Genomic DNA, 19379 nt, shown 5'->3' with positions numbered 1-19379 from the left:
GAACATTAATATTTATGGCAGAAGATTTAGAAAATCAGGAAAACGACAAGATCGTCAGAATTGATATCGATGAGCAAATGCGATCTGCATATATCGATTATTCGATGTCTGTTATCGTATCAAGGGCGTTACCTGATGTACGCGATGGATTAAAACCGGTGCACCGTCGTGTACTTTACGGGATGCTTGATCTTGGTTTGGCAAGTAACAGACCTTATAAGAAATCAGCCCGTATCGTTGGTGAGGTTTTAGGTAAGTATCACCCGCATGGTGACTCTTCCGTATATATGACCATGGTAAGGATGGCACAAGAATGGAGCCTCCGTTACTTATTGGTAGATGGTCAGGGTAATTATGGCTCTGTAGATGGTGACTCGCCAGCTGCAATGCGTTATACTGAGGCTAGATTTCAGAAAATGGCTGAAGATATGCTGGCCGACATCAATAAAGATACAGTTGATTTTCAACTTAACTTTGATGATTCCCTACAGGAACCTACTGTGCTTCCTGCAAAAGTTCCGAACTTGTTGATCAATGGTTCATCTGGTATTGCTGTAGGTATGGCTACCAATATGCCGCCACACAACATTACCGAAGTAATTAACGCCACTATTGCCTATATTGAAAATAATGAGGTGACCATTCCTGAACTGATGAAGTTTGTGAAAGGCCCCGATTTTCCTACAGGAGCAATTATTTATGGTTATAATGGTGTTCAGGAGGCTTTTGAAACAGGTCGTGGCCGTATTGTAATGCGTGCTAAAGCCGAAATTGAAGCCGTAAAGGACAGAGAGGTCATCATTGTAACCGAGATTCCTTATCAGGTTAACAAAGCCATGATGATTGAGCGTACCGCTGAATTGGTTGGTGAGAAAAAACTAGAAGGAATTTCTAACATTAAAGATGAGTCTAATAAAGACGGAATCAGAATTGTTTATGAAATAAAACGTGATGCCAATGCATCAATTGTACTAAACAATCTCTTTAAGCAAACTTCCCTGCAAACTTCTTTTAGTGTAAATAACATTGCACTGGTTAACGGAAGACCGCAAATGTTGAACTTGAAGGATCTGATTAGACACTTTGTAGACCATAGACATGATGTAATTGTTAGAAGGACTAAATTTGAGCTTAGCGAGGCACAAAAACGGGCTCATATTTTAGAGGGTTTACTGATTGCCTTAGATCACCTTGATGAAGTTATTAAACTGATTAGAGGTTCAAATACTCCTGAAGAGGCAAGAACAGGCTTAATGGAGCAGTTTGGTCTGAGTGATATTCAGGCACGTGCAATATTAGACATGACCCTTCGTCGTTTAACAGGCCTGGAAAGGGACAAAATCAAAGATGAGTACAACGAGTTGATGAAAACAATTGAGTACTTGCAATCGATTTTGGCAGATGAAGGCTTAAGGATGCAAATTATAAAGGATGAGTTGACTGAAATGATGGAAAAATATGGCGATGAACGCCGTACCAAAATCATCCACTCTGCTGAAGATATGAGCATGGAAGACTTTATTGAGGATGAAGAGGTAGTGATTACCATTTCTCATGAAGGTTATATTAAACGTACTCCTGCAACCGAATATCGTACCCAGGCCCGCGGTGGTAAAGGATCTAAAGGAAGTGATTCCAGAAATGAAGATTTTATTGAACATTTGCTAATTGCATCTAACCACAACTACATGCTGTTCTTTACAGAGAACGGACGTTGTTTCTGGTTAAGGGTATATGAAATTCCTGAAGGTTCCCGCTTAAGTAAAGGAAGAGCAATTCAAAACATTATCAATATTCCTAAAGAAGAGAAAATCAAGGCTTATATTAAGGTTAAGAATCTTAAAGACCAGGATTATCTTGAAAACAACTATATCATCATGTGTACCAAAAAAGGTACCATCAAAAAAACTTCTTTGGAAGCGTATTCAAGACCTAGAGTAAACGGTATTAATGCCATTAACATTAATGAAGGTGACCAGTTACTTGAAGCAAGTTTAACCAGTGGAAGTAGTGAAATTGTAATGGCTTTACGTTCTGGAAGAGCTATCCGTTTCAATGAGTCTACAGTTAGACCAATGGGAAGAACTGCTACGGGAGTAAGAGGAGTAACCCTTGCACATGATAAAGATGAGGTAGTTGGCATGATTGCTGTTGAAGACTCCTCAGCCACGGTATTGGTAGTTTCAGAAAAAGGTTACGGTAAACGTACTGATATTGATGATTACCGCGTTACTAATAGAGGTGGAAAGGGTGTTAAAACAATTAGCATTACGGAGAAAACCGGAAGTTTAATTGCAATTAAAAACGTTACAGATGCAGATGATTTAATGATCATCAATAAATCTGGTATAGTTATCCGTATTGTTGCCAGTGGATTAAGGGTAATGGGACGCGCAACACAAGGCGTTCGCTTAATTAACCTTAAAGGTAATGACGAAATCGCTTCTGTAGCAAGGATTGATCATGAGGACGAACCTGAAGAAGAAGTAGCTGAAGGTGTAATTGCTGATGAAGCTAATGCTGAAGGTGATTTTATAGCTGAAGAGCCTGCTGTAGAGGAGGAAATTGAAGAAGAGGAAGAAGAAGGCGACGATAGCGAAAGTGAGGAAGAAGGAGAGGAAGAAGAATAAAAATTAAACTTAGTTATATACAATAAAGCTTGTACAGCTTATCAAAAAAAGAGTTGTACAGGCTTTATCATTAAAAAAACAAAAAACAAATGAAGAAAGTACTTTTAGGTGCCGTACTTGTAGGTGTTGCTACATTTGCAAATGCTCAGAAGAGTGAAGTCGCCGATGCGAAAAAGGAATGGAATTTATTCCAGATTATTGCTAATGGAAAAACGCCATTAGATAAGAAATTAACGGCTTTACAGACTGGTTTAAAACATACCGATCTTGCTATCGTACACGAAAAGTCTAAAAATTTAACAGAAGCCTGGTCTTACAGGGCTTTATTTTCATCTACAATTGCGGTTTTAGATACCGTTAATGTAGATAACTCTATTAAAAACCAAGCTATAGCTGAAGAAGCAATTGTTAAAGCTAAAGCGCTTGATACTAAAGGTGAGGAGAAAACAAACATTGAAAATGCTGAAATCAACGCATTAAACGCAGTAAAAATTAGAGCATTTGCTGCTTATAACAAGCAAGATTTTGCAGGTGCAATGAAGTATTTCAATGAGGTTACTGTAAAGAATCCTAATGATACTGCAATGTATTTGAATGCCGGGATTATGGCAAGAAATATTAAAAATTACCCCGAAACGGTAAGAAATTTCAAGAAACTGATCAGCTTTAATACGCCTACGGCTAAAGATTTATACGGAGAGGTGATTAACATAACCCTTACCGAAATCAAAGATACAGTAGATGCGTTAGCATTGATTAAAGAGGCTTCCGCGAAATATCCGGATGCTGAAAACTTTACACAATTGGAAACTCAGTTGTATATGAATCAGGGTAACGTTGCAAAATCTATTGAGATGCTGGACAAATTGCTTGCAAAAAACCCAAACAATGCAAACTACCAATACCTAAGAGGGGATATCTACTATCAGCAAGCTGTTGAAGTACAAAACCGTATTAATAAGATTTCTGATGATGCCCAAAAAGCGAAAATCAAATTGACACCTAAGCAATTGAAGGAATCAGAAACTTTGAGGGTTCAGTTAACAGGTTTATTGGATAAGGCACTTCCATATTACTTAAAATCAGCTGAAATAGATCCAAAATATGCACCTGCACTTGAGGCCTTAAAACGAGTTTATGCCTTTAAAAACGATACTGTTAAATACGATGCAGTAAAGAAACAGCTGGACGCCTTAACGCCAGCAAATAAATAAAAAATTGCTTTTATAAAGAGGGATAATTTTATCCCTCTTTTTTTTTGCCTAAATTTGCTTAAACACCATTTTAAATGAAGCATAAATCATCTGTAATCCTTTTTTTTATTCTGTTCATTAGTTTCAGTATCTGTGATATATCTGCAGTTAGGGCTCAAAAAAGCCAGATTCAAATAGCACGTAATGTACTGGGTAAATTGCAGGTGGCTGTGGCTTCCGGTAAAAGCAAAAAAGACCAGCTCAACATTATGGGAGAGGGAATAAAAGCAACAGAGAGTGCAGAGAAGGATAGGAGAACTAAAAATTGGCCTGAAACATGGTCTATCAAAGCTTACTTAAGTTCATACATCTCATTAATTGACGAAGATGAGAATAATGCTGAGCGATATTTTAACATCGCAACAGATGCTGTTAAAACAGCAACTGAATTAGATAAGTATCAGGATAATGGAAAGTTAATTGAAGCAACCAATTTTAACTTAATTATTAAAAAGCAGGAAAAGGGAAACAAAGCATATTATAGCAATGAATTTATCAATGCATATAATTTACTTAGGGATGTAAGTGATTTCTTTCCAAAAGATACTACACTAGCTATAAATACAGGAATCGCTGCACAAATTATTCGATCGTATGATAATGCATTATTTTATTTAAAACGCGCAAAGGATAATGGGGCCAAAAATCCAGTAATCTTTCAATCGCTGGCAACCACGTATGCTTCCAAATTTGAACCGGAAATTGCTATTAAAACATTGGAGGAAGGAATTAAATTGAATCCTTATAATTCATTTTTAACAAATGATTATATCAATTTACTGCTTGACAATGAAAAATACGATAAGGCATTGGAAGTTATAGAGCAGGGTTTAAAAGTGGAGACTAAAAATAAGCTGCTTTATTTTCTGTACGGATATTTACAGCAACTAAAATCTAATAACAGCACAGCAGAACTAGCCTATAAAAGAGCATTGGGCTTGGATCAAAATTACTTTGTAGCATTATATCAATTGGGCTTAGCATATGTAGAAATGGCAAATGAGAGCCTCAGTTCAAAGAAAGAAAAATATTTGCAACAATTTACAGCTAACATCAACAGATCCGAATCAACTTTGCTGCAAGCACACGAAATTAATCCGAATGATAAATTTACTGTACAACTGCTAATTGATATTTACACCCGTAAAAATCGCCTGGATAAAGTTCAGGAGTTAAAAAGGAAGTTGCAGGAATTTTAATAATTAAAATCGTATTTAGGCGGAGGCAGCCAGACAGAAGAAGGCGTTGGTTAACATAATGTGAATTATGACTAACGTTTGTGATTTATTAAACTGCATTAATTTTTGCTGTTTATCTTCTTTTTACACTAATTTAGTGACGGCACGTAATGCTGCTAGTTAACAATGTTTCATAAACACATCAGAACCGTTCAGGATTTTTTACTAAGCATTTATTTTGCTGATGGTTTGAGAATTACCATTGGTGTACTTTGTCCATCGTTGATACTGGCACAATTTGGTTTGCTAAAATTTGGTATGACAGTTTCTTTAGGCGCCATGTGTGTAAGCGTTGTTGATACGCCTGGGCCGATTGTGCATCGCCGTAACGCAATGCTCATTACAACAGTTTCAATTTTTCTACTTTCCATAATTGTTGGACTAACCAACACAAGTATTTACTTCACCGGCATTTTACTGGTATTTTGCAGTTTTATTTTCTCCATGTTCTTTTTATATGGTTTACGTGCAGCTGCAATTGGTACGGCATCTTTACTAATCATGGTTTTAAGCATTGATGACATTAGACCCTGGAATGAAGTTTTGATTTATTCTGGTCTGGTGCTTACCGGCAGCTTATGGTACACGGCATTAAGCTATTTCTTTTATAGGATTCGCCCTTTTAGAATTGTTCAGCAAATGTTGAGCGATTCTATACATGAGGTTAGTAATTTCTTAAGGGCTAAAGCTCAATTTTATCATCAAAATATCAACTACGATGCGCAGTATGCTGAGTTGCTTCAACTACAGGTTCAAGTGCATGAGAAACAAGATGCAGTTCGGGAATTGCTTTTTAAGACCCGTGAAATTGTTAGAGATTCAACACCTGAAGGACGATTTTTAATGCTGGTATTTGTAGATATGGTAGACTTGTTTGAGCAAGTGATGTCTACGTATTACAACTACGAACAGTTGCATGATCAGTTTGATTCTATAGGCATTCTTTCACACTACGAAAGTATCATTAACGGTATTGCGGAAGAACTTGATAACCTTGCCTTTTCCCTTAAAACTGGTGGAACCCCTCTCCTGTCTAATAAGTTGTTAAACAGCGTAAATTCTCTTAAAGCCGAAATTGTTGCGCTTGAACAAAATAATAAGGAACTGAAGTTTAATACATTGGGAATTATTGCTTTAAAAAACATTGAGGTCAACATTGAGAATATACTAGCCAGGCTAAAAACCATTAATGGCTATTTTAATAAAAACGAGAAGAAAAACTTAAAACGCAGGGATATTGAAATTGAAAAATTTATTACCAGGCAAAATGTTGATGTTAAACTTTTTCTTGAAAACCTAACCTTAAGTTCATCAACTTTCAGGCATTCTTTAAGGGTGGCTATCGTAATGCTGATTGGCTTTGTCGTCTCAAAATCTTTGCATTTTTCGCATAGCTATTGGATACTGCTTACTATATTGGTCATTTCTAAGCCTGGGTTTAGCCTCACAAAACAAAGAAATTACGAACGGCTACTGGGCACTGTAGTAGGTGCTTTTATAGGTATGGGCATACTCACTTATGTACATGATAAGCACGCGCTTTTTGGTATTCTGTTATTTTGCATGATTGGTTGTTATAGTTTTATCCGCAAAAATTATGTTGTCAGTGTACTCTTTATGACTCCTTATATTTTGGTGCTGTTTGATTTTCTTGGTATGGGAGGTCTTTCCATAGCCAGAGAACGGATATATGATACCTTGATTGGCTCAGGAATAGCACTGGTGGCGAGTTATTTTCTTTTTCCGAACTGGGAGCACGAGAAGCTTAAAGAAGCCATGCTTGATACCTTAAAGGCCAATTTGGCTTATTTTGATCAGGTGACTTTGTTGTACTTTGAGAGATCAGAAAATTTAACCAGCTATAAGGTTGCAAGAAAGGAAGTTTATGTTACCTCTGCTAATCTTGCCTCTTTATTTCAAAGAATGTTTTCAGAACCTAAAAGTAAGCAACTGCTGATGAAGGAAATACACCAGTTTACAGCTTTAAACCATTTGCTGTCCTCGTATGTGGCTACACTGTCTCTTTATTATAAAGAACATACTTTTGGGTATGCGAATTTTGATGAACTAAAGCCCATCTCTAAAAATACTATATACCTCTTAAATCTTTCAGTAGAAAACCTTTTGGTGCATAAAGAACAGATCAGTAATGTGCCTCTTGTACGTAAAAAAACTGAACAGCAAACGGCAGAAACTGTGATTGATGAACAATTTGATATGATTCAAAAAGTAGCCTATGATATCTATAAACTCACAGAAAAAATAAAGATATAAGTAACGGGATCTTTAAATTATAAAAGTAATTTGCTCGCTAAACCCAAGAGCAACAAAAAGCCAAATACATCTGTAAATGTGGTAATGATGATGGACGAGGCAATTGCCGGGTCAATGCCCAATCGTTTTAAGATCAATGGAATACCTGCGCCCGTAACCCCTGCTATAATCAGGTTTCCTGTCATTGATGCAAATATCACTAAGCCTAGCATCAAGTTAGCATCCAAGAAATAAGCTACAAAAAACACAATCAAACCCGTTACAGCACCATTAATCAAACCTACAGTAAATTCCTTAAGCACAGTTCTGTAAGCTTGATTGTCTGTTAAGTCATTCAGGGAAATCCTTCGCACCGTAACCGCTAAAGCCTGTGTGGCGGCATTTCCCCCCATTCCGGCAATGATGACCATGTAAGAAGATAACAAAGGAAATAATTTTATAGTGGGATCAAAATGTCTGATGACCGCAGAGGCCATAAATGCCGTGCCCAGGTTTAGTATAAGCCATGGTAAACGCGATTTAACAGCTTCTATCCAGTTACCGCTTAATTCTTCATCTTCTGATACACCGGAGATTTTTAAGATATCTTCTGTATTTTCTTCCTGTAAAACGTCTATAACATCATCAAAGGTTACCCTGCCAAGCAATTTCATGTTGTGGTCCAAAACAGGTATACTGGTAATGTTGTACTGCGAGATTAGCCTGGCTACTTCTTCCTGATCGGTATCTGCAGTTACCCAAGCTACTTCAGCTTTTACGAGCTCCGTGATTTTCACATTTCCTTTAGCCTTTATAATATCCTTCAAAGATACAATGCCATGAAAAACATTGTCTTCATCAATAACGAAGATGGTGTAAAACTCTTCAATTTCCTCACTTTGCCTGATGATCTCATCAATAGCATCTTTTTTAGTGAGACCGAGTTGTATTTTGATGAACTCTGTGTTCATCAAACCGCCCGCAGTTTCCTCGTCGTAACTTAATAAATTACGGATGCTGGAGGCATCGTCCTCGCTAAGTTCCTTAAGAATTTCTGTCTGTTCGTGCTCCTCCAGCTGAGAAATAATATCGGTAGCATCATCGTAATCCAGTTCTTCTACAATTTCAGTACGCTTATCAGGATGGAGTTGTAAGAGTAATTCTTCAGGGTGTGCCTCCTCATGCATTTCAGAGAAGACTTCCGAGGCAATCTCAATGTCAAGCAAATTGATAATCCTTTGCCTGTCGTCTTTATTGATACTTTCAAATAATATCGCAATTTCAGAGGCATGGTATTCACTTAGAATAACCTTGAGCTGCTCATCATCTCCATTTAAGGCCGACTTTATCTTGGACACATCAGTCCTATCCAGATCAAAAGATTGCATATGAAGCTAAGGTAAGGATATATTTGCAGTAATAAGGTCTGGGTTTTATTTAAACCAGCCTCTTCGCCAGAAATAAATAACTTGTAACACCGCAATGACAAGCATAACCAACCAGGTATATAAATATCCATGCTCCATGTAAAGTTCGGGCATATTATCTGGTAAAATTCTGCCTGTTTTAGGGTCTTGCTGAGCAAAATTCATCCCATATATACCAGCGATGAACGTTAGCGGAATAAAAATGGAAGAAATTATGGTTAGCACTTTCATAATTTCATTCATTCTGTTGCTGATGATAGACAAATACATGTCAATATTACTTGCAGAGATCTCCTTTAGCGATTCTATAATATCAATGATCTGAATGCAATGATCGTAGGCATCTTTAATGTAAGTTTTTGTCTGATCAGTAATGAGTGTACTATCAGTACGGAGCATATCATTCAGTTTATCCCGTTCAGGCCATGCAACCCTTCTTATCTGAATTAGGTTTCGTTTTATAAGCTGAGTATCGTACATAATCGATTTGTCCGGCTTTTCGAGTAAACGATCTTCAATAGCATCCAAATCTTCACCCCAGGCATTCAAAATTTCAAAGTACCGGTCAACAATTATATCCATCAAAGCATACATGAGGTATCCCGGGCCGGAAATGCGTATGTTTCCTTTACCAGCCTCCAGCCTTTTCCTAACAGGATCCAAACAATCTTCATAATGTTCTCTGAAAGTCATCAGCGTATTGTCTGTCAACAGAAACGAAACCTGCTCATTTTCTAAATTACCTTCTTCATCAAGAATCAGCATCCTGCTTATAGCAAACACATAATCTACATATTCTTCCAGTTTTGGGCGCTGATAAGTCCGGGTGATATCCTCTAAAACAAGGTTATTTATTTTAAATTCAGTATTTAGCTTCTCAAACATTTCCTTAGATCCGAAGCCTTTAATATCCAGCCAATAAGTATAATTTTTGTTGGCTATGGCTGTCTTAACATTCGTGATACTCGTTAAAGACTCTGTTTTATATTCCTTGTCACTGTAAGTATGTAAAGTAATAACAGGCTTTAATGCATCCTCCCCTATGAACACTAATCCCGGACTGGTACCCGCTGTAGGTAAAGTATAATGGTGTCTTTTTCGCTTTTTTGGTTTAGACATATTTTTAAAGATACAATTTAGCTTGCGGTCCCTGGCTAAATAACAAATCGACCACGCTTAGGTTTGGTGTAAAACCATTTCTGTCTTCAAATACCTGAAAGTAGGGTTTTATTAAACCCATTTCCGGCGTATCTTTAAAAGGAAGTTTATCTCTGTAATCCATGCCCGGTTCCAGGGTTTTAATGTATTCAGTTGTAAAATCTACTGGTATATTTTTTTTCAAATTCTTCAATAACCAGTAAAATATTTCCAGGTTATAGTCAAACAGGTAGGTGTATTTTTTTGTGTAAAACTGTGCAAACTCATCTTCATAGTATTCAAAATACGCAGAATTTCGGTAGCAACTTTCCAAACTTAGCCAATGCAACCGCTGCCACTTAAAATCATAGCTAATTTTTACATCCTTAATTACGGTATGAAATTTAGAGCCCTTTACTACAGGGACATATAGATCCAGTGTACCATTTGGCGACGAAATCTTTGCCCGGTTTCTATAGGTTTGTTTTGGAAAATGCTCTTGTTTTTCAATCAAAAAGTTGTTTTCATGTATTTTTAAAGCGGAAAAATAGCTTACCGGCGGAAGATAAAAAAGAGGAAATATAGCTGAACTTTGCATCTGATAATTTATGTTTGCATTCTCAATTGGCCAAAATAATGATAAAAAAAGGGTTTTCTCATATTGGAATATTTTTTTTGTACTTTTTATCTCTCTTTCCTTTGCCCTTGTTATATGTTTTAGCAGACTTGATGTATTACCTGGTTTACTATGTTGTCGGATATAGAAAACAAGTAGTGCACGAAAATTTACAATATGCTTTTCCAGAAAAAGGACCAAAAGAAATAAGATCTATTGAGCGCAAATACTTCAGGCATTTGTGTTCGCTCATGGTAGAAATTGTAAAAATGAGTACCGTATCAAAATCGGAATTACTAAAAAGATATACCTTTAAAAATTTAGACAGGATTCAGGAATACCTTAAAAAAGGTGAAAGCTTACTAGGATGCAGTGGCCATTACGGAAATTGGGAATGGGGAATGGTTGCCTTAGGACTTCATCTGGATACAGATAAATATGTAATATACAAGCCTATAAATAATACAGTTTTTAGTAACTGGTTTCTGAATCTGCGTAGTAGATTTGGAAATAAATTGGTGGCCATGAGGCAAACGCTAAGGATGGTTGCAGGAACCAGAAACCAGTCTACCATATTCTTTTTTGCGAATGATCAAACCCCTACCAGAGAAGAAACTCAATATTGGCTTAATTTTCTAAATCAGTCTACTCCGGTACTTTTGGGAATAGAAAAAATTGCTTTGCAAACCAACCGACCTGTATTTTATTTAAAGACTACGGTACTAAAACGAGGTTATTATGAGGTTGACTGCGTACCCATCTGTCTCGATCCTTCTAAAACTACTAATCATGAAATTACAGATCGTCATTTTAAAGTACTGGAAGAGATGATTATAAAAGCACCTCAATATTGGCTGTGGAGTCATAGAAGATGGAAATTTAAACCTGTAAATGCATGACAACGAAGCCCTCAGTTGCAATTGTAATCTTAAATTGGAATGGCATCACATTTCTTCAGCGCTTTTTACCAGGAGTATTACAATCCAGCTATAGCAACCTTCAGGTTGTTGTTGGAGACAACGCCTCAACAGATGGATCATTGGCCATGATTCGTGAATACTTTCCTAGCGTCAAAATAATTGAAAATGAGGCCAATTTTGGCTTTGCCGAAGGCTACAATAAGGTACTTAAACAAGTTGATGCTGATTATTTTATTTTATTGAATTCGGATGTGGAAGTTCCGCAAAACTGGATAGAACCAGTAATATCTGCAATGGAACTTGATGACCGCATTGCCGCAGCACAACCTAAAATCAAATGGTATAATGACAAAGCTCAATTTGAATATGCGGGTGCTGCCGGAGGATTTTTGGATCAATATGTTTTCCCATTTTGCAGGGGTAGGATTTTTGATGTCGCTGAATTTGATCATGGTCAGTATAATGATGCAGCGGAGATTTTTTGGGCAAGCGGGGCAGCTTTTTTTATAAAACGCAAATGTTGGGAAGAAGTTGGCGGACTTGATCCGGATTTGTTTGCACACATGGAAGAAATAGACATTTGCTGGCGTTTAAAAAATTTAGGCTATGCCATCATTTATTGTCCGGATGCAGAAGTTTACCATGTTGGTGGCGGTACATTAAATGCTACTAATCCATTTAAAACGTATCTCAACTTCAGGAATAACCTCTTCATCATGCAGAAGAACCTGCCATTTTTTCAAGCGTGTTATCTCATATTTATTCGATTTTTTATTGACTTTGTGGCTTTATTGCAGTTCCTTTTTACCGGAAAAGCAAACTTTGCGAAGGCTGTTAGTAAGGCACACATCCAGTTTTTTAAACACTTCTTTAGAACTGCCGGTAAAAGGACCAGCAAACAACTCCCTTACCAGCAACATACGGGCGTATATCAAAAAAGTATTGTATGGGCGTATTTTATCAGAAAAGCAAGGAAGTTCAGCCAGCTTTAATGTACCAGCCCTCCTGCCGCGTTTTCGCTAATGTTTACATGAGTCTTGATCCTTCTTTTACCAATACTAAGTACAGCAAAAGCTATAATTGACGTCGCAGCCATAACTGCTGCCATTGGTACTGCAGATTTTAAGTGGAAAACGCTGAGCATAGAAGATGCCAGTGCACCAATTCCCATTTGTATAGCGCCCATTAGCGCCGAAGCCGTGCCTGCATTTTTAGTAAATGGTGCCAAAGCTAATGCAGCAGTATTTGGATTGGTAAAACCCAAACAGCACAGGAAGAGAAATAGCACGCAAATTGTAGCCATTAATCCATACCAATCGTTTAATGCACCCATTAAAAATAAAGCAGTAACCAATACTTGCCCAATGATGGCCATGCGGATAATCTGTTCACTTTTATATCTTTTAAGTAACATGCTGTTGATTTGACTTGAGCCAATTAAGCCAACGGACAAGATGGCGAAGATCCAGCCATACGTTTCCGTGCTCACGTTAAATACCTCCATAAATACCACTGGCGAGCCTGCTACATAAGCAAAAAGGCCTGCAAATGATATTGCCCCGGTTAAGGCATAAGTATAAAACTGCGATTCTATCATTACGTTAAAAAATCCTTTTAATATCGGTACAGGTTTAAGTGATAATGTACGGTCTGGTATAAAGCTTTCAGGAAGCCATAAAAAACTAGACAATAAATTGAGTACGCCCAGTGCCAGTAAAACGTAAAATACAGCATGCCAGCCAAAATAAACAGTAATATAACTACCAACCGTAGGTGCTACCATAGGTGATACGCCTACCACCAGCATTAATAAGGCAAATACTTTGGCGCTGTCTTTTACAGGAAACAAATCTCTAACCATAGCCACAGATGCCACTGCAGCGGCACAGCTACCAATTGCCTGAACTGCACGCAGTACTATTAACTGATCCAGGGTAGCAGCAAACACGCAGCCAAGTGACGCCAAAATGTATACTGCTAAACCGATGTATAATGGTTTTTTTCGGCCATACCTATCCAATAACGGTCCATATAAAAGCTGACCTAAAGAAATGCCGATAAAGAAACTAGACAATGAGATTGCCACCTGCTCCGTTGTGGTTTGCAGGTCTTTTGCAATCACCGGGAATGCCGGCAAGTACATGTCTATAGAAAAAGGTCCAAGCGCAGTAAGTGAGCCCAGAACAAGGATTAAAGAAAAATATTTTTTGTTAGTCATTTTATAAAGTATTCATATAAGTGGCCTTAACCTTCTTAATTTGCTCCAACCTGGAAAGTATTTGATTGAGTTTAGATTTTCTAATCTCAATAATCAGTTCGCAATCTTCATTAAAGTTTTGAGCATGAACTGTAATTTGTTCATCTTTAATCACCCTCATCACTTCGTTCATATGTAAATAAGAAAAAGAGATCAAATAGCGGTCATTTACGGTCCTTTCTATACGTTCAGCAGCTCCCAATGCCTCAATGGTAGCAGATTTATAAGCGTTAATCAATCCCGGTACACCAAGTAAAGTGCCTCCAAAATACCTAACTACCACTACAAGAATATTGGTAAGATCTGCCGATAATAAACTATTTAATATTGGTCTGCCGGCGGTTCCGGAAGGTTCGCCATCATCATTAATTCTAAAGGTATTTCTGTCTTGTCCAAGTCTATAAGCCCAGCAAAAATGTCTCGCCTTCGGATGTTCAGTTCTAAGTATTGCAACCAGGTTTTTTACTTCTGATTCTGAATTTAATGGGTAGGCATAGGCAATAAATTTACTGCCTTTATCTCTGTAAATCCCTTCAGAATTGTTGGAAATAGTTGAGTAACGATCGTCAAATAGCATCCTATTTTGATTTACTAATTAAAACAATGGCTACAATAGCTAAAATTAACCCTAAGTAATTTAATTTGTTAAGCTTTTCTTTGAAAATAAATACGCCAACTAAGCTACCCAAAATAATTACGCCCATATTCATCGTACTAAATACAATAGAAGGTGTACCAGCCAAAGCCTTGTGTGCTTTTAAATAGAATAAAATGTTGCCGAAATTAAACAGGCCTAAGATCCCGCCGCATAGTACATTTACCATTTGAAATTTTTCCTTTTTAAAGAAAATCAGGTAAGTAATGCCCAACAATGATAGTGAAAATGAAATGCAAAAGATGGCAACTAAAGATGTTGTGTAAGGAACGCTTGTAATTGAAGCAATTTTTTTAAACAGGATGTCAACCAGGCCAAAGCCGGCAAAAACGAGTACTGGATAAATAAATGATTTACTTGTAGCAATTTTATTCTCTGTTCTCATTAAAATAAGCAGAATGGCCAGTAGACCTGTAATCAGGCCAATCAAACGAATACCTTGAAAATGCTCGCCAAAGAGCAGCCATGCCGCAAGTAAAGGAATAAATAACGATAAACGCTGTGCAATATCGGTTTTTACAATGCCCATTTTTTGAATAGACATCGCCAGTATCCAAAATACCAGGGGAAGTAAAATCCCCAATCCAAGATGAATTACAGAGATGGATGAACTGAACTGAGACCATTCGGGCTTAAAAAAGAACAATCCAAGTACTATTGCCGTAAAATAATTAAACGTTACCGCCTGTGCTATATTGATGCGGTACCTCCTGGCCAGCTTCAGTAAGATACCTACAGATACGCTGCACAATATGCTTAAAAATATGAAAATCATTTTAGTTTGTATTGTACGAAATCAACAATTTGTCCTCATTTAGTTGAATCACCTCTTTCAAAATCCCGTTAATCCGCGGTGCATGAGTTCCATTTTCCCAATTTACGTGACCAGAAAAGACCCTTGATTCATCCCATAAACCAGACTCAATAAATTGATTAAGAATGTTGGCCCCACCTTCTATAATCACCGATTGAATGTCCATCAAATAAAGCTGATAGGCTATCTTTTGGGGCAGATAAAAATGCATATCTTCCATCTGTATGTAATGTACATTACCTTGTACTTCTGTCTTTACTTCATTGAAAATAATAGTTTTAGCATCCGTATTGTATATATTATATTCAGTAGTAATTTCCAGATTTTTATCGATAACCAGGCGAACCGGGTTTTTATGGTTCCAATCTCTTGCATTAAGTTGAGGATTATCTGCAAGCACTGTTTTCTTTCCTACTAAAATAGCATCCTCTTCAGATCGCCATTTGTGCGCAATTTTCCGGGCCAATGGAGAGCTTATCCATCGCTGTACATTTGTTAAGGGCGCAAAAAATCCATTTGCAGTCTCGGCCCATTTCAAAATGATATAGGGTCGCTGTTGCGTTACTCTGGTAAAGAAACGACGGTTAAGGTGTTTACATTCCAAATCTAAAACACCATAAGTTACGGCTATACCTGCGTTTTTTAGTTTATCAATCCCTCTTCCATTCACTTCAGAAAAAGGATCCCGGTTACCTACCACCACTTTTTTAACCCGATGTTTAATCAGTAAATCGGCACAGGGAGGCGTTTTTCCGAAATGAGCACAAGGTTCAAGGCTCACGTATACAGTAGCTTCGCTTAAAAAATGAGTGGCTTGTTCAGGAAAGTTTTTAAATACCGAATTTATGGCATTTACTTCCGCATGAGCTTGTCCAAACTTTGCATGATATCCCTCTCCTATAATCACATTGTCCAGAACAATCACACAGCCTACCATTGGGTTCGGACTTACGTTACCACTTCCTAACAGTGCCAGCTCCAGGCAACGGCGCATATACAACTCATCACTCATTGATACAAAAGTAAGGTATATTGTTTGATTTAGTTACTTTTGCCAGGCATGAATTTCAAGGACCTCAGACAGCGCTACATTACGGAAATAGCTTCATTGTATACAACTGAAGAAGCGCTCGCCATGTATTACATTACTGTTAAACATCTATATGGATGGAACAAAAGTCAGGTGATCCTACACTTAAACGATGAGCTTGAGGACAGCAAGGAAATTCAGCTTAAGCACATACTTACTGATTTGAATACTGGCAAGCCACTTCAGTATATCTTAGGGGAAACTCAATTTTACGGACTGCCTTTTAAAGTTACCGAAGCCACTTTAATACCAAGACCAGAAACTGAAGAGCTTGTGCATTGGATATTAAGTGATCAGGAACTTAAAACTGCCTTACCGCAACCAAATATTCTTGATATTGGAACAGGAACTGGATGTATAGCCATTTCCATCAAAAAAAATCTGCCTCATGCTATAGTTAAGGCGCTTGACATCTCCAAAGAGGCCATAACTGTTGCTAAAGACAATAGTCATTTAAATGAAGTAGAAGTTTCTTTTATCCACGCTGATATCCTTTCCTACTCAGAACAATCAAAATATCACCTCATCGTAAGCAATCCACCTTACATAAAAAATGATGAGAAAGCAGACATGCATCCAAACGTGTTAAAATACGAACCACATGGAGCCCTCTTTGTAGAAAATGATCATCCTTTATTATTTTACAAGGCTATCGCAGATTTTGCAAGGAAAAACCTATTCCCAGCTGGATTATTGTATTTTGAGATCAATGAGTATCTTGGTAAAGAAACCATAGAAATGTTAAAAGATAAAGGCTTTACCACTATTGAATTAAGGAAAGATATGCAGGGGAAGGAACGGATGATCTGCTGTTCCATTCCGGTTAAGACCGAGGGTGAAATTGAGTAATTACGCCCTGTAAATAAGCCCGATCCAGATGTGTATAAATTTCCGTTGTGGTGATGCTGGAATGTCCAAGCATTTCCTGCACAGCACGCAGGTCTGCACCGCCTTCTATTAAATGTGTGGCAAAAGAATGCCTTAACGTATGCGGACTGATACTTTTCTGCAGTCCGATGCTTTCTGCCAATGCTTTAACAATCTTAAAGACTGAAATTCGGGACAATTGCGCACCGTACCGGTTTAAGAATACAATATCCTCGTCGCCTTTTTTAATTTTTAAATGAACCCTTACCTCGCTAATATACAGCCTGATTAATTTAAGAGCTATACCTCCTATCGGTACAATTCTTTCTTTATTTCCTTTTCCAACCACCATAATAAACTCTGCATCGTAATTGATATTGGAAATTAACAAATCAGTCAACTCGCTAACTCTTAGTCCACAACCGTACAGCACCTCAATGATCACTTTGTTTCTCATACCTTCTGGTTTAGAAACATCAATGGCCTCAATGAGTGCATTAACTTCGTGAATATGTAATACATCAGGCAAAGTTCTCGAAAGTTTAGGTGCTTCAAGCAATTCTGCCGGACTAGTTTCAATTAGCTTTTCAATTAGCAAAAAATTAAAATAAGCCTTCAAGCCAGAAATCACCCTTCCCTGCGTTGCCGGAAGCATTCCAAGTTCATTAAGCCAGGTAACAAATTTAGTTAGGTCTTCAAAAGATATATCTGTAATCTTTAAATTTCGGTTCATTACCTCATAATATTGATTCAGTTTTTCAACATCATTTAAATAAGCTTCAACAGAATTTGGCGATAACGCCCTTTCCAATTGTAAATAGGTTTTGAATTGCTTTACATAGGAATTATTGATCATAAATTTTCAACTGTAATTTTTTAGCATTAAGTTTGAAACGATGAAGATACAAATTATTAACGGCCCAAACTTAAATCTTCTGGGCACCCGCGAACCAGGAGTATATGGCAATCAGTCTTTTGAAGACTACCTGATTGACTTAAAAACTGCCTACCCAGATATGGAGATTGACTATTTTCAGAGTAATGTAGAAGGAGAACTGATTAATAAGATACATGAAACAGGCTTCTCTTTTGATGGCATCATTTTAAATGCTGGTGGATATACCCACACTTCTGTAGCATTAGCAGATGCAATTGCAGCAATAAAAACACCTGTAATAGAGGTTCATATCTCCAATATCTATGCGCGGGAAGAATATCGCCATGTTTCATTAACCGGTAAAAACTGCAAAGGCGTACTTACTGGTTTTGGTATGAACGGATACCGCTTAGCCATTGAAAGCTTAAAAAAATAAGGGCCACGGGTTATACCGTGGCCACAAATATAAATTAAGACATCATCCTTTGTTTTAAATAACGTCGTACGGATTTGTTTTCTGTCAATTTAAGTAAAGCCGCTTTTATAATCTGTCTTACCCTTTCTTTTGTAAGGTTATGTCTTGCCGCTAGCTGATCGTAATTAAGTTTTTGCATAATGCCTATTCCATAAAACTCGGTAATTAATACCCTTTCCCTTGTGCTCAGTATGCTTAAAGCATTATTTGTCTCATGGCTCAGAGATGCTGCTTCAAAACTTCCGTCAGGCATTGGAAGGTCACTTATCATAGTGTCTAAAATGTTAATTCCATTTCCACCATAAATATTTTCATAAATAGATGAAGTAGATTTTTGATACCCCAGGCATTCCTTCACCCAATGCTCATCTGTATTCATATATTCGGCTATCTCTCTGTAAGTTGGTTCTCGAAAAAGTATTTGTCTCAAATGGTTGTTGGCTTTTCTAATTAAAGACTGATTAGCGATCATAAATTGAGGTAGCCTAACCTGGCTGGCCTGACTTGTTACTGTGTACATTATCGCTTGTTTTATTGGCCAAACTGCGTAGGATATAAATTTATAACCCAGGGTTGCGTCAAACTTTTGTGCCGCTTTAAGCATCGCTATATTACCTTCAGCAATCAGGTCATCCAACTCAACACCTCTATTGCAGAATTTAATTGCTGTATAATAAACAAATTTCAAGTTGGCTTCAGTTAATTCATATAATGCATCCATATCACCACTCTTAATTTTTAGAGCCAGTTCCTGCTCCATTTCGATGGGTAGTGCCTTGATTTTGTTGAGTTCGCTTGAATATATCCTTAACGACCTCGAAGTTGGGTAAAATGCGTTGTTTTCATGCTGTTTTTGTTTCATCATTTACA

At 37.3% G+C, this 19379-nt stretch carries 17 protein-coding genes; 8 read left to right on the top strand and 9 right to left on the bottom strand.

The window, feature by feature from the left end:
• The first annotated feature begins 14 nt into the window (after positions 1 to 14).
• The 4 genes from gyrA (at position 15) to LPB86_RS17345 (ending at position 7395) form a co-directional block, all read left to right on the top strand.
• On the top strand, positions 15 to 2630 hold the full coding sequence (gene gyrA, locus LPB86_RS17360) for a DNA gyrase subunit A (protein WP_230646298.1): 2616 nt from the start codon (positions 15 to 17) through the stop codon (positions 2628 to 2630).
• An 89-nt stretch (positions 2631 to 2719) separates the two neighbouring features.
• Positions 2720 to 3844, top strand: coding sequence for a lipopolysaccharide assembly protein LapB (locus LPB86_RS17355; RefSeq protein ID WP_230646296.1), 1125 nt, complete (start codon positions 2720 to 2722; stop codon positions 3842 to 3844).
• A 74-nt stretch (positions 3845 to 3918) separates the two neighbouring features.
• Positions 3919 to 5082 carry a lipopolysaccharide assembly protein LapB gene (locus LPB86_RS17350; protein ID WP_230646294.1) on the top strand — a complete coding sequence of 388 codons (1164 nt, stop codon included), beginning with the start codon at positions 3919 to 3921 and terminating at the stop codon, positions 5080 to 5082.
• A gap of 165 nt (positions 5083 to 5247) precedes the next feature.
• Positions 5248 to 7395, top strand: a complete 2148-nt coding sequence (locus tag LPB86_RS17345; RefSeq protein WP_230646291.1) for an FUSC family membrane protein — start codon at positions 5248 to 5250, stop codon at positions 7393 to 7395.
• Positions 7396 to 7412: 17 nt separating this feature from the next.
• Here LPB86_RS17345 and mgtE read toward each other — a convergent pair whose 3' ends face one another.
• The 3 genes from mgtE to LPB86_RS17330 are packed head-to-tail and all read right to left on the bottom strand — an operon-like array spanning position 7413 to position 10536.
• Positions 7413 to 8762: a magnesium transporter gene (gene mgtE, locus LPB86_RS17340; RefSeq protein WP_230646289.1), complete on the bottom strand. Its 1350-nt coding sequence runs from the start codon at positions 8760 to 8762 to the stop codon at positions 7413 to 7415.
• 45 nt (positions 8763 to 8807) lie between these two features.
• On the bottom strand, positions 8808 to 9920 hold the full coding sequence (corA, locus tag LPB86_RS17335) for a magnesium/cobalt transporter CorA (RefSeq protein ID WP_230646287.1): 1113 nt from the start codon (positions 9918 to 9920) through the stop codon (positions 8808 to 8810).
• A gap of 4 nt (positions 9921 to 9924) precedes the next feature.
• Complete coding sequence (locus LPB86_RS17330; RefSeq protein WP_230646283.1) at positions 9925 to 10536, bottom strand: WbqC family protein; 612 nt, start codon at positions 10534 to 10536, stop codon at positions 9925 to 9927.
• A 38-nt stretch (positions 10537 to 10574) separates the two neighbouring features.
• Here LPB86_RS17330 and LPB86_RS17325 point away from each other — a divergent pair, with 38 nt between their 5' ends.
• Both LPB86_RS17325 and LPB86_RS17320 read left to right on the top strand, forming a co-directional pair.
• Complete coding sequence (locus LPB86_RS17325) at positions 10575 to 11453, top strand: lysophospholipid acyltransferase family protein (protein WP_230646281.1); 879 nt, start codon at positions 10575 to 10577, stop codon at positions 11451 to 11453.
• Positions 11450 to 12466, top strand: a complete 1017-nt coding sequence (locus tag LPB86_RS17320) for a glycosyltransferase family 2 protein (protein WP_230646279.1) — start codon at positions 11450 to 11452, stop codon at positions 12464 to 12466. The genes LPB86_RS17325 and LPB86_RS17320 overlap by 4 nt, the downstream gene beginning before the upstream one ends.
• Here LPB86_RS17320 and LPB86_RS17315 read toward each other — a convergent pair.
• From LPB86_RS17315 to ribD, 4 genes are read right to left on the bottom strand one after another with little or no spacing between them, the layout of a single operon-like run.
• Positions 12463 to 13692, bottom strand: a complete 1230-nt coding sequence (locus LPB86_RS17315) for a multidrug effflux MFS transporter (protein WP_230646274.1) — start codon at positions 13690 to 13692, stop codon at positions 12463 to 12465. The genes LPB86_RS17320 and LPB86_RS17315 overlap by 4 nt on opposite strands.
• A 1-nt stretch (position 13693) precedes the next feature.
• On the bottom strand, positions 13694 to 14308 hold the full coding sequence (locus tag LPB86_RS17310) for a YigZ family protein (RefSeq protein ID WP_230646272.1): 615 nt from the start codon (positions 14306 to 14308) through the stop codon (positions 13694 to 13696).
• Position 14309: 1 nt separating this feature from the next.
• Entirely contained in the window at positions 14310 to 15161 is an 852-nt protein-coding gene (locus LPB86_RS17305; RefSeq protein ID WP_230646270.1) for a DMT family transporter, read from the bottom strand.
• Between the two features lies 1 nt (position 15162).
• Positions 15163 to 16212, bottom strand: a complete 1050-nt coding sequence (ribD, locus tag LPB86_RS17300; protein ID WP_230646268.1) for a bifunctional diaminohydroxyphosphoribosylaminopyrimidine deaminase/5-amino-6-(5-phosphoribosylamino)uracil reductase RibD — start codon at positions 16210 to 16212, stop codon at positions 15163 to 15165.
• A 48-nt stretch (positions 16213 to 16260) separates the two neighbouring features.
• Here ribD and prmC point away from each other — a divergent pair, with 48 nt between their 5' ends.
• Positions 16261 to 17139, top strand: a complete 879-nt coding sequence (gene prmC / locus LPB86_RS17295) for a peptide chain release factor N(5)-glutamine methyltransferase (RefSeq protein ID WP_230646266.1) — start codon at positions 16261 to 16263, stop codon at positions 17137 to 17139.
• Here the strand turns inward: prmC and xerD are convergent.
• Positions 17114 to 18013 (bottom strand): site-specific tyrosine recombinase XerD, encoded by a 900-nt coding sequence (gene xerD / locus LPB86_RS17290; protein ID WP_230646263.1) that lies wholly within the window; start codon positions 18011 to 18013, stop codon positions 17114 to 17116. The two genes, prmC and xerD, sit on opposite strands and share 26 nt — an antisense overlap.
• A gap of 40 nt (positions 18014 to 18053) precedes the next feature.
• Here xerD and aroQ point away from each other — a divergent pair, with 40 nt between their 5' ends.
• On the top strand, positions 18054 to 18470 hold the full coding sequence (gene aroQ, locus LPB86_RS17285; RefSeq protein WP_230646261.1) for a type II 3-dehydroquinate dehydratase: 417 nt from the start codon (positions 18054 to 18056) through the stop codon (positions 18468 to 18470).
• 34 nt (positions 18471 to 18504) lie between these two features.
• Here the strand turns inward: aroQ and LPB86_RS17280 are convergent, their stop codons facing one another.
• Positions 18505 to 19374: an RNA polymerase sigma factor RpoD/SigA gene (locus LPB86_RS17280; RefSeq protein WP_230646259.1), complete on the bottom strand. Its 870-nt coding sequence runs from the start codon at positions 19372 to 19374 to the stop codon at positions 18505 to 18507.
• Positions 19375 to 19379 lie beyond the last annotated feature (5 nt).

The sequence above is a fragment of the Pedobacter sp. MC2016-14 genome, assembly GCF_020991475.1.
Taxonomy (GTDB): Bacteria; Bacteroidota; Bacteroidia; order Sphingobacteriales; family Sphingobacteriaceae; genus Pedobacter.
The sequence above is the reverse complement of the archived record's forward strand: the minus strand, read 5'-3'. Positions and strand labels throughout refer to the sequence as shown.

Bases quoted from the DNA above. Each gene is read 5' to 3' on its own strand.
- gyrA (WP_230646298.1), top strand. From the start codon at position 15: ATGGCAGAAGATTTAGAAAATCAGGAAAACGACAAGATCGTCAGAATT.
- LPB86_RS17355 (WP_230646296.1), top strand. From the start codon at position 2,720: ATGAAGAAAGTACTTTTAGGTGCCGTACTTGTAGGTGTTGCTACATTT.
- LPB86_RS17350 (WP_230646294.1), top strand. From the start codon at position 3,919: ATGAAGCATAAATCATCTGTAATCCTTTTTTTTATTCTGTTCATTAGT.
- LPB86_RS17345 (WP_230646291.1), top strand. From the start codon at position 5,248: ATGTTTCATAAACACATCAGAACCGTTCAGGATTTTTTACTAAGCATT.
- mgtE (WP_230646289.1), bottom strand. From the start codon at position 8,762: ATGCAATCTTTTGATCTGGATAGGACTGATGTGTCCAAGATAAAGTCG.
- corA (WP_230646287.1), bottom strand. From the start codon at position 9,920: ATGTCTAAACCAAAAAAGCGAAAAAGACACCATTATACTTTACCTACA.
- LPB86_RS17330 (WP_230646283.1), bottom strand. From the start codon at position 10,536: ATGCAAAGTTCAGCTATATTTCCTCTTTTTTATCTTCCGCCGGTAAGC.
- LPB86_RS17325 (WP_230646281.1), top strand. From the start codon at position 10,575: ATGATAAAAAAAGGGTTTTCTCATATTGGAATATTTTTTTTGTACTTT.
- LPB86_RS17320 (WP_230646279.1), top strand. From the start codon at position 11,450: ATGACAACGAAGCCCTCAGTTGCAATTGTAATCTTAAATTGGAATGGC.
- LPB86_RS17315 (WP_230646274.1), bottom strand. From the start codon at position 13,692: ATGACTAACAAAAAATATTTTTCTTTAATCCTTGTTCTGGGCTCACTT.
- LPB86_RS17310 (WP_230646272.1), bottom strand. From the start codon at position 14,308: ATGCTATTTGACGATCGTTACTCAACTATTTCCAACAATTCTGAAGGG.
- LPB86_RS17305 (WP_230646270.1), bottom strand. From the start codon at position 15,161: ATGATTTTCATATTTTTAAGCATATTGTGCAGCGTATCTGTAGGTATC.
- ribD (WP_230646268.1), bottom strand. From the start codon at position 16,212: ATGAGTGATGAGTTGTATATGCGCCGTTGCCTGGAGCTGGCACTGTTA.
- prmC (WP_230646266.1), top strand. From the start codon at position 16,261: ATGAATTTCAAGGACCTCAGACAGCGCTACATTACGGAAATAGCTTCA.
- xerD (WP_230646263.1), bottom strand. From the start codon at position 18,013: ATGATCAATAATTCCTATGTAAAGCAATTCAAAACCTATTTACAATTG.
- aroQ (WP_230646261.1), top strand. From the start codon at position 18,054: ATGAAGATACAAATTATTAACGGCCCAAACTTAAATCTTCTGGGCACC.
- LPB86_RS17280 (WP_230646259.1), bottom strand. From the start codon at position 19,374: ATGATGAAACAAAAACAGCATGAAAACAACGCATTTTACCCAACTTCG.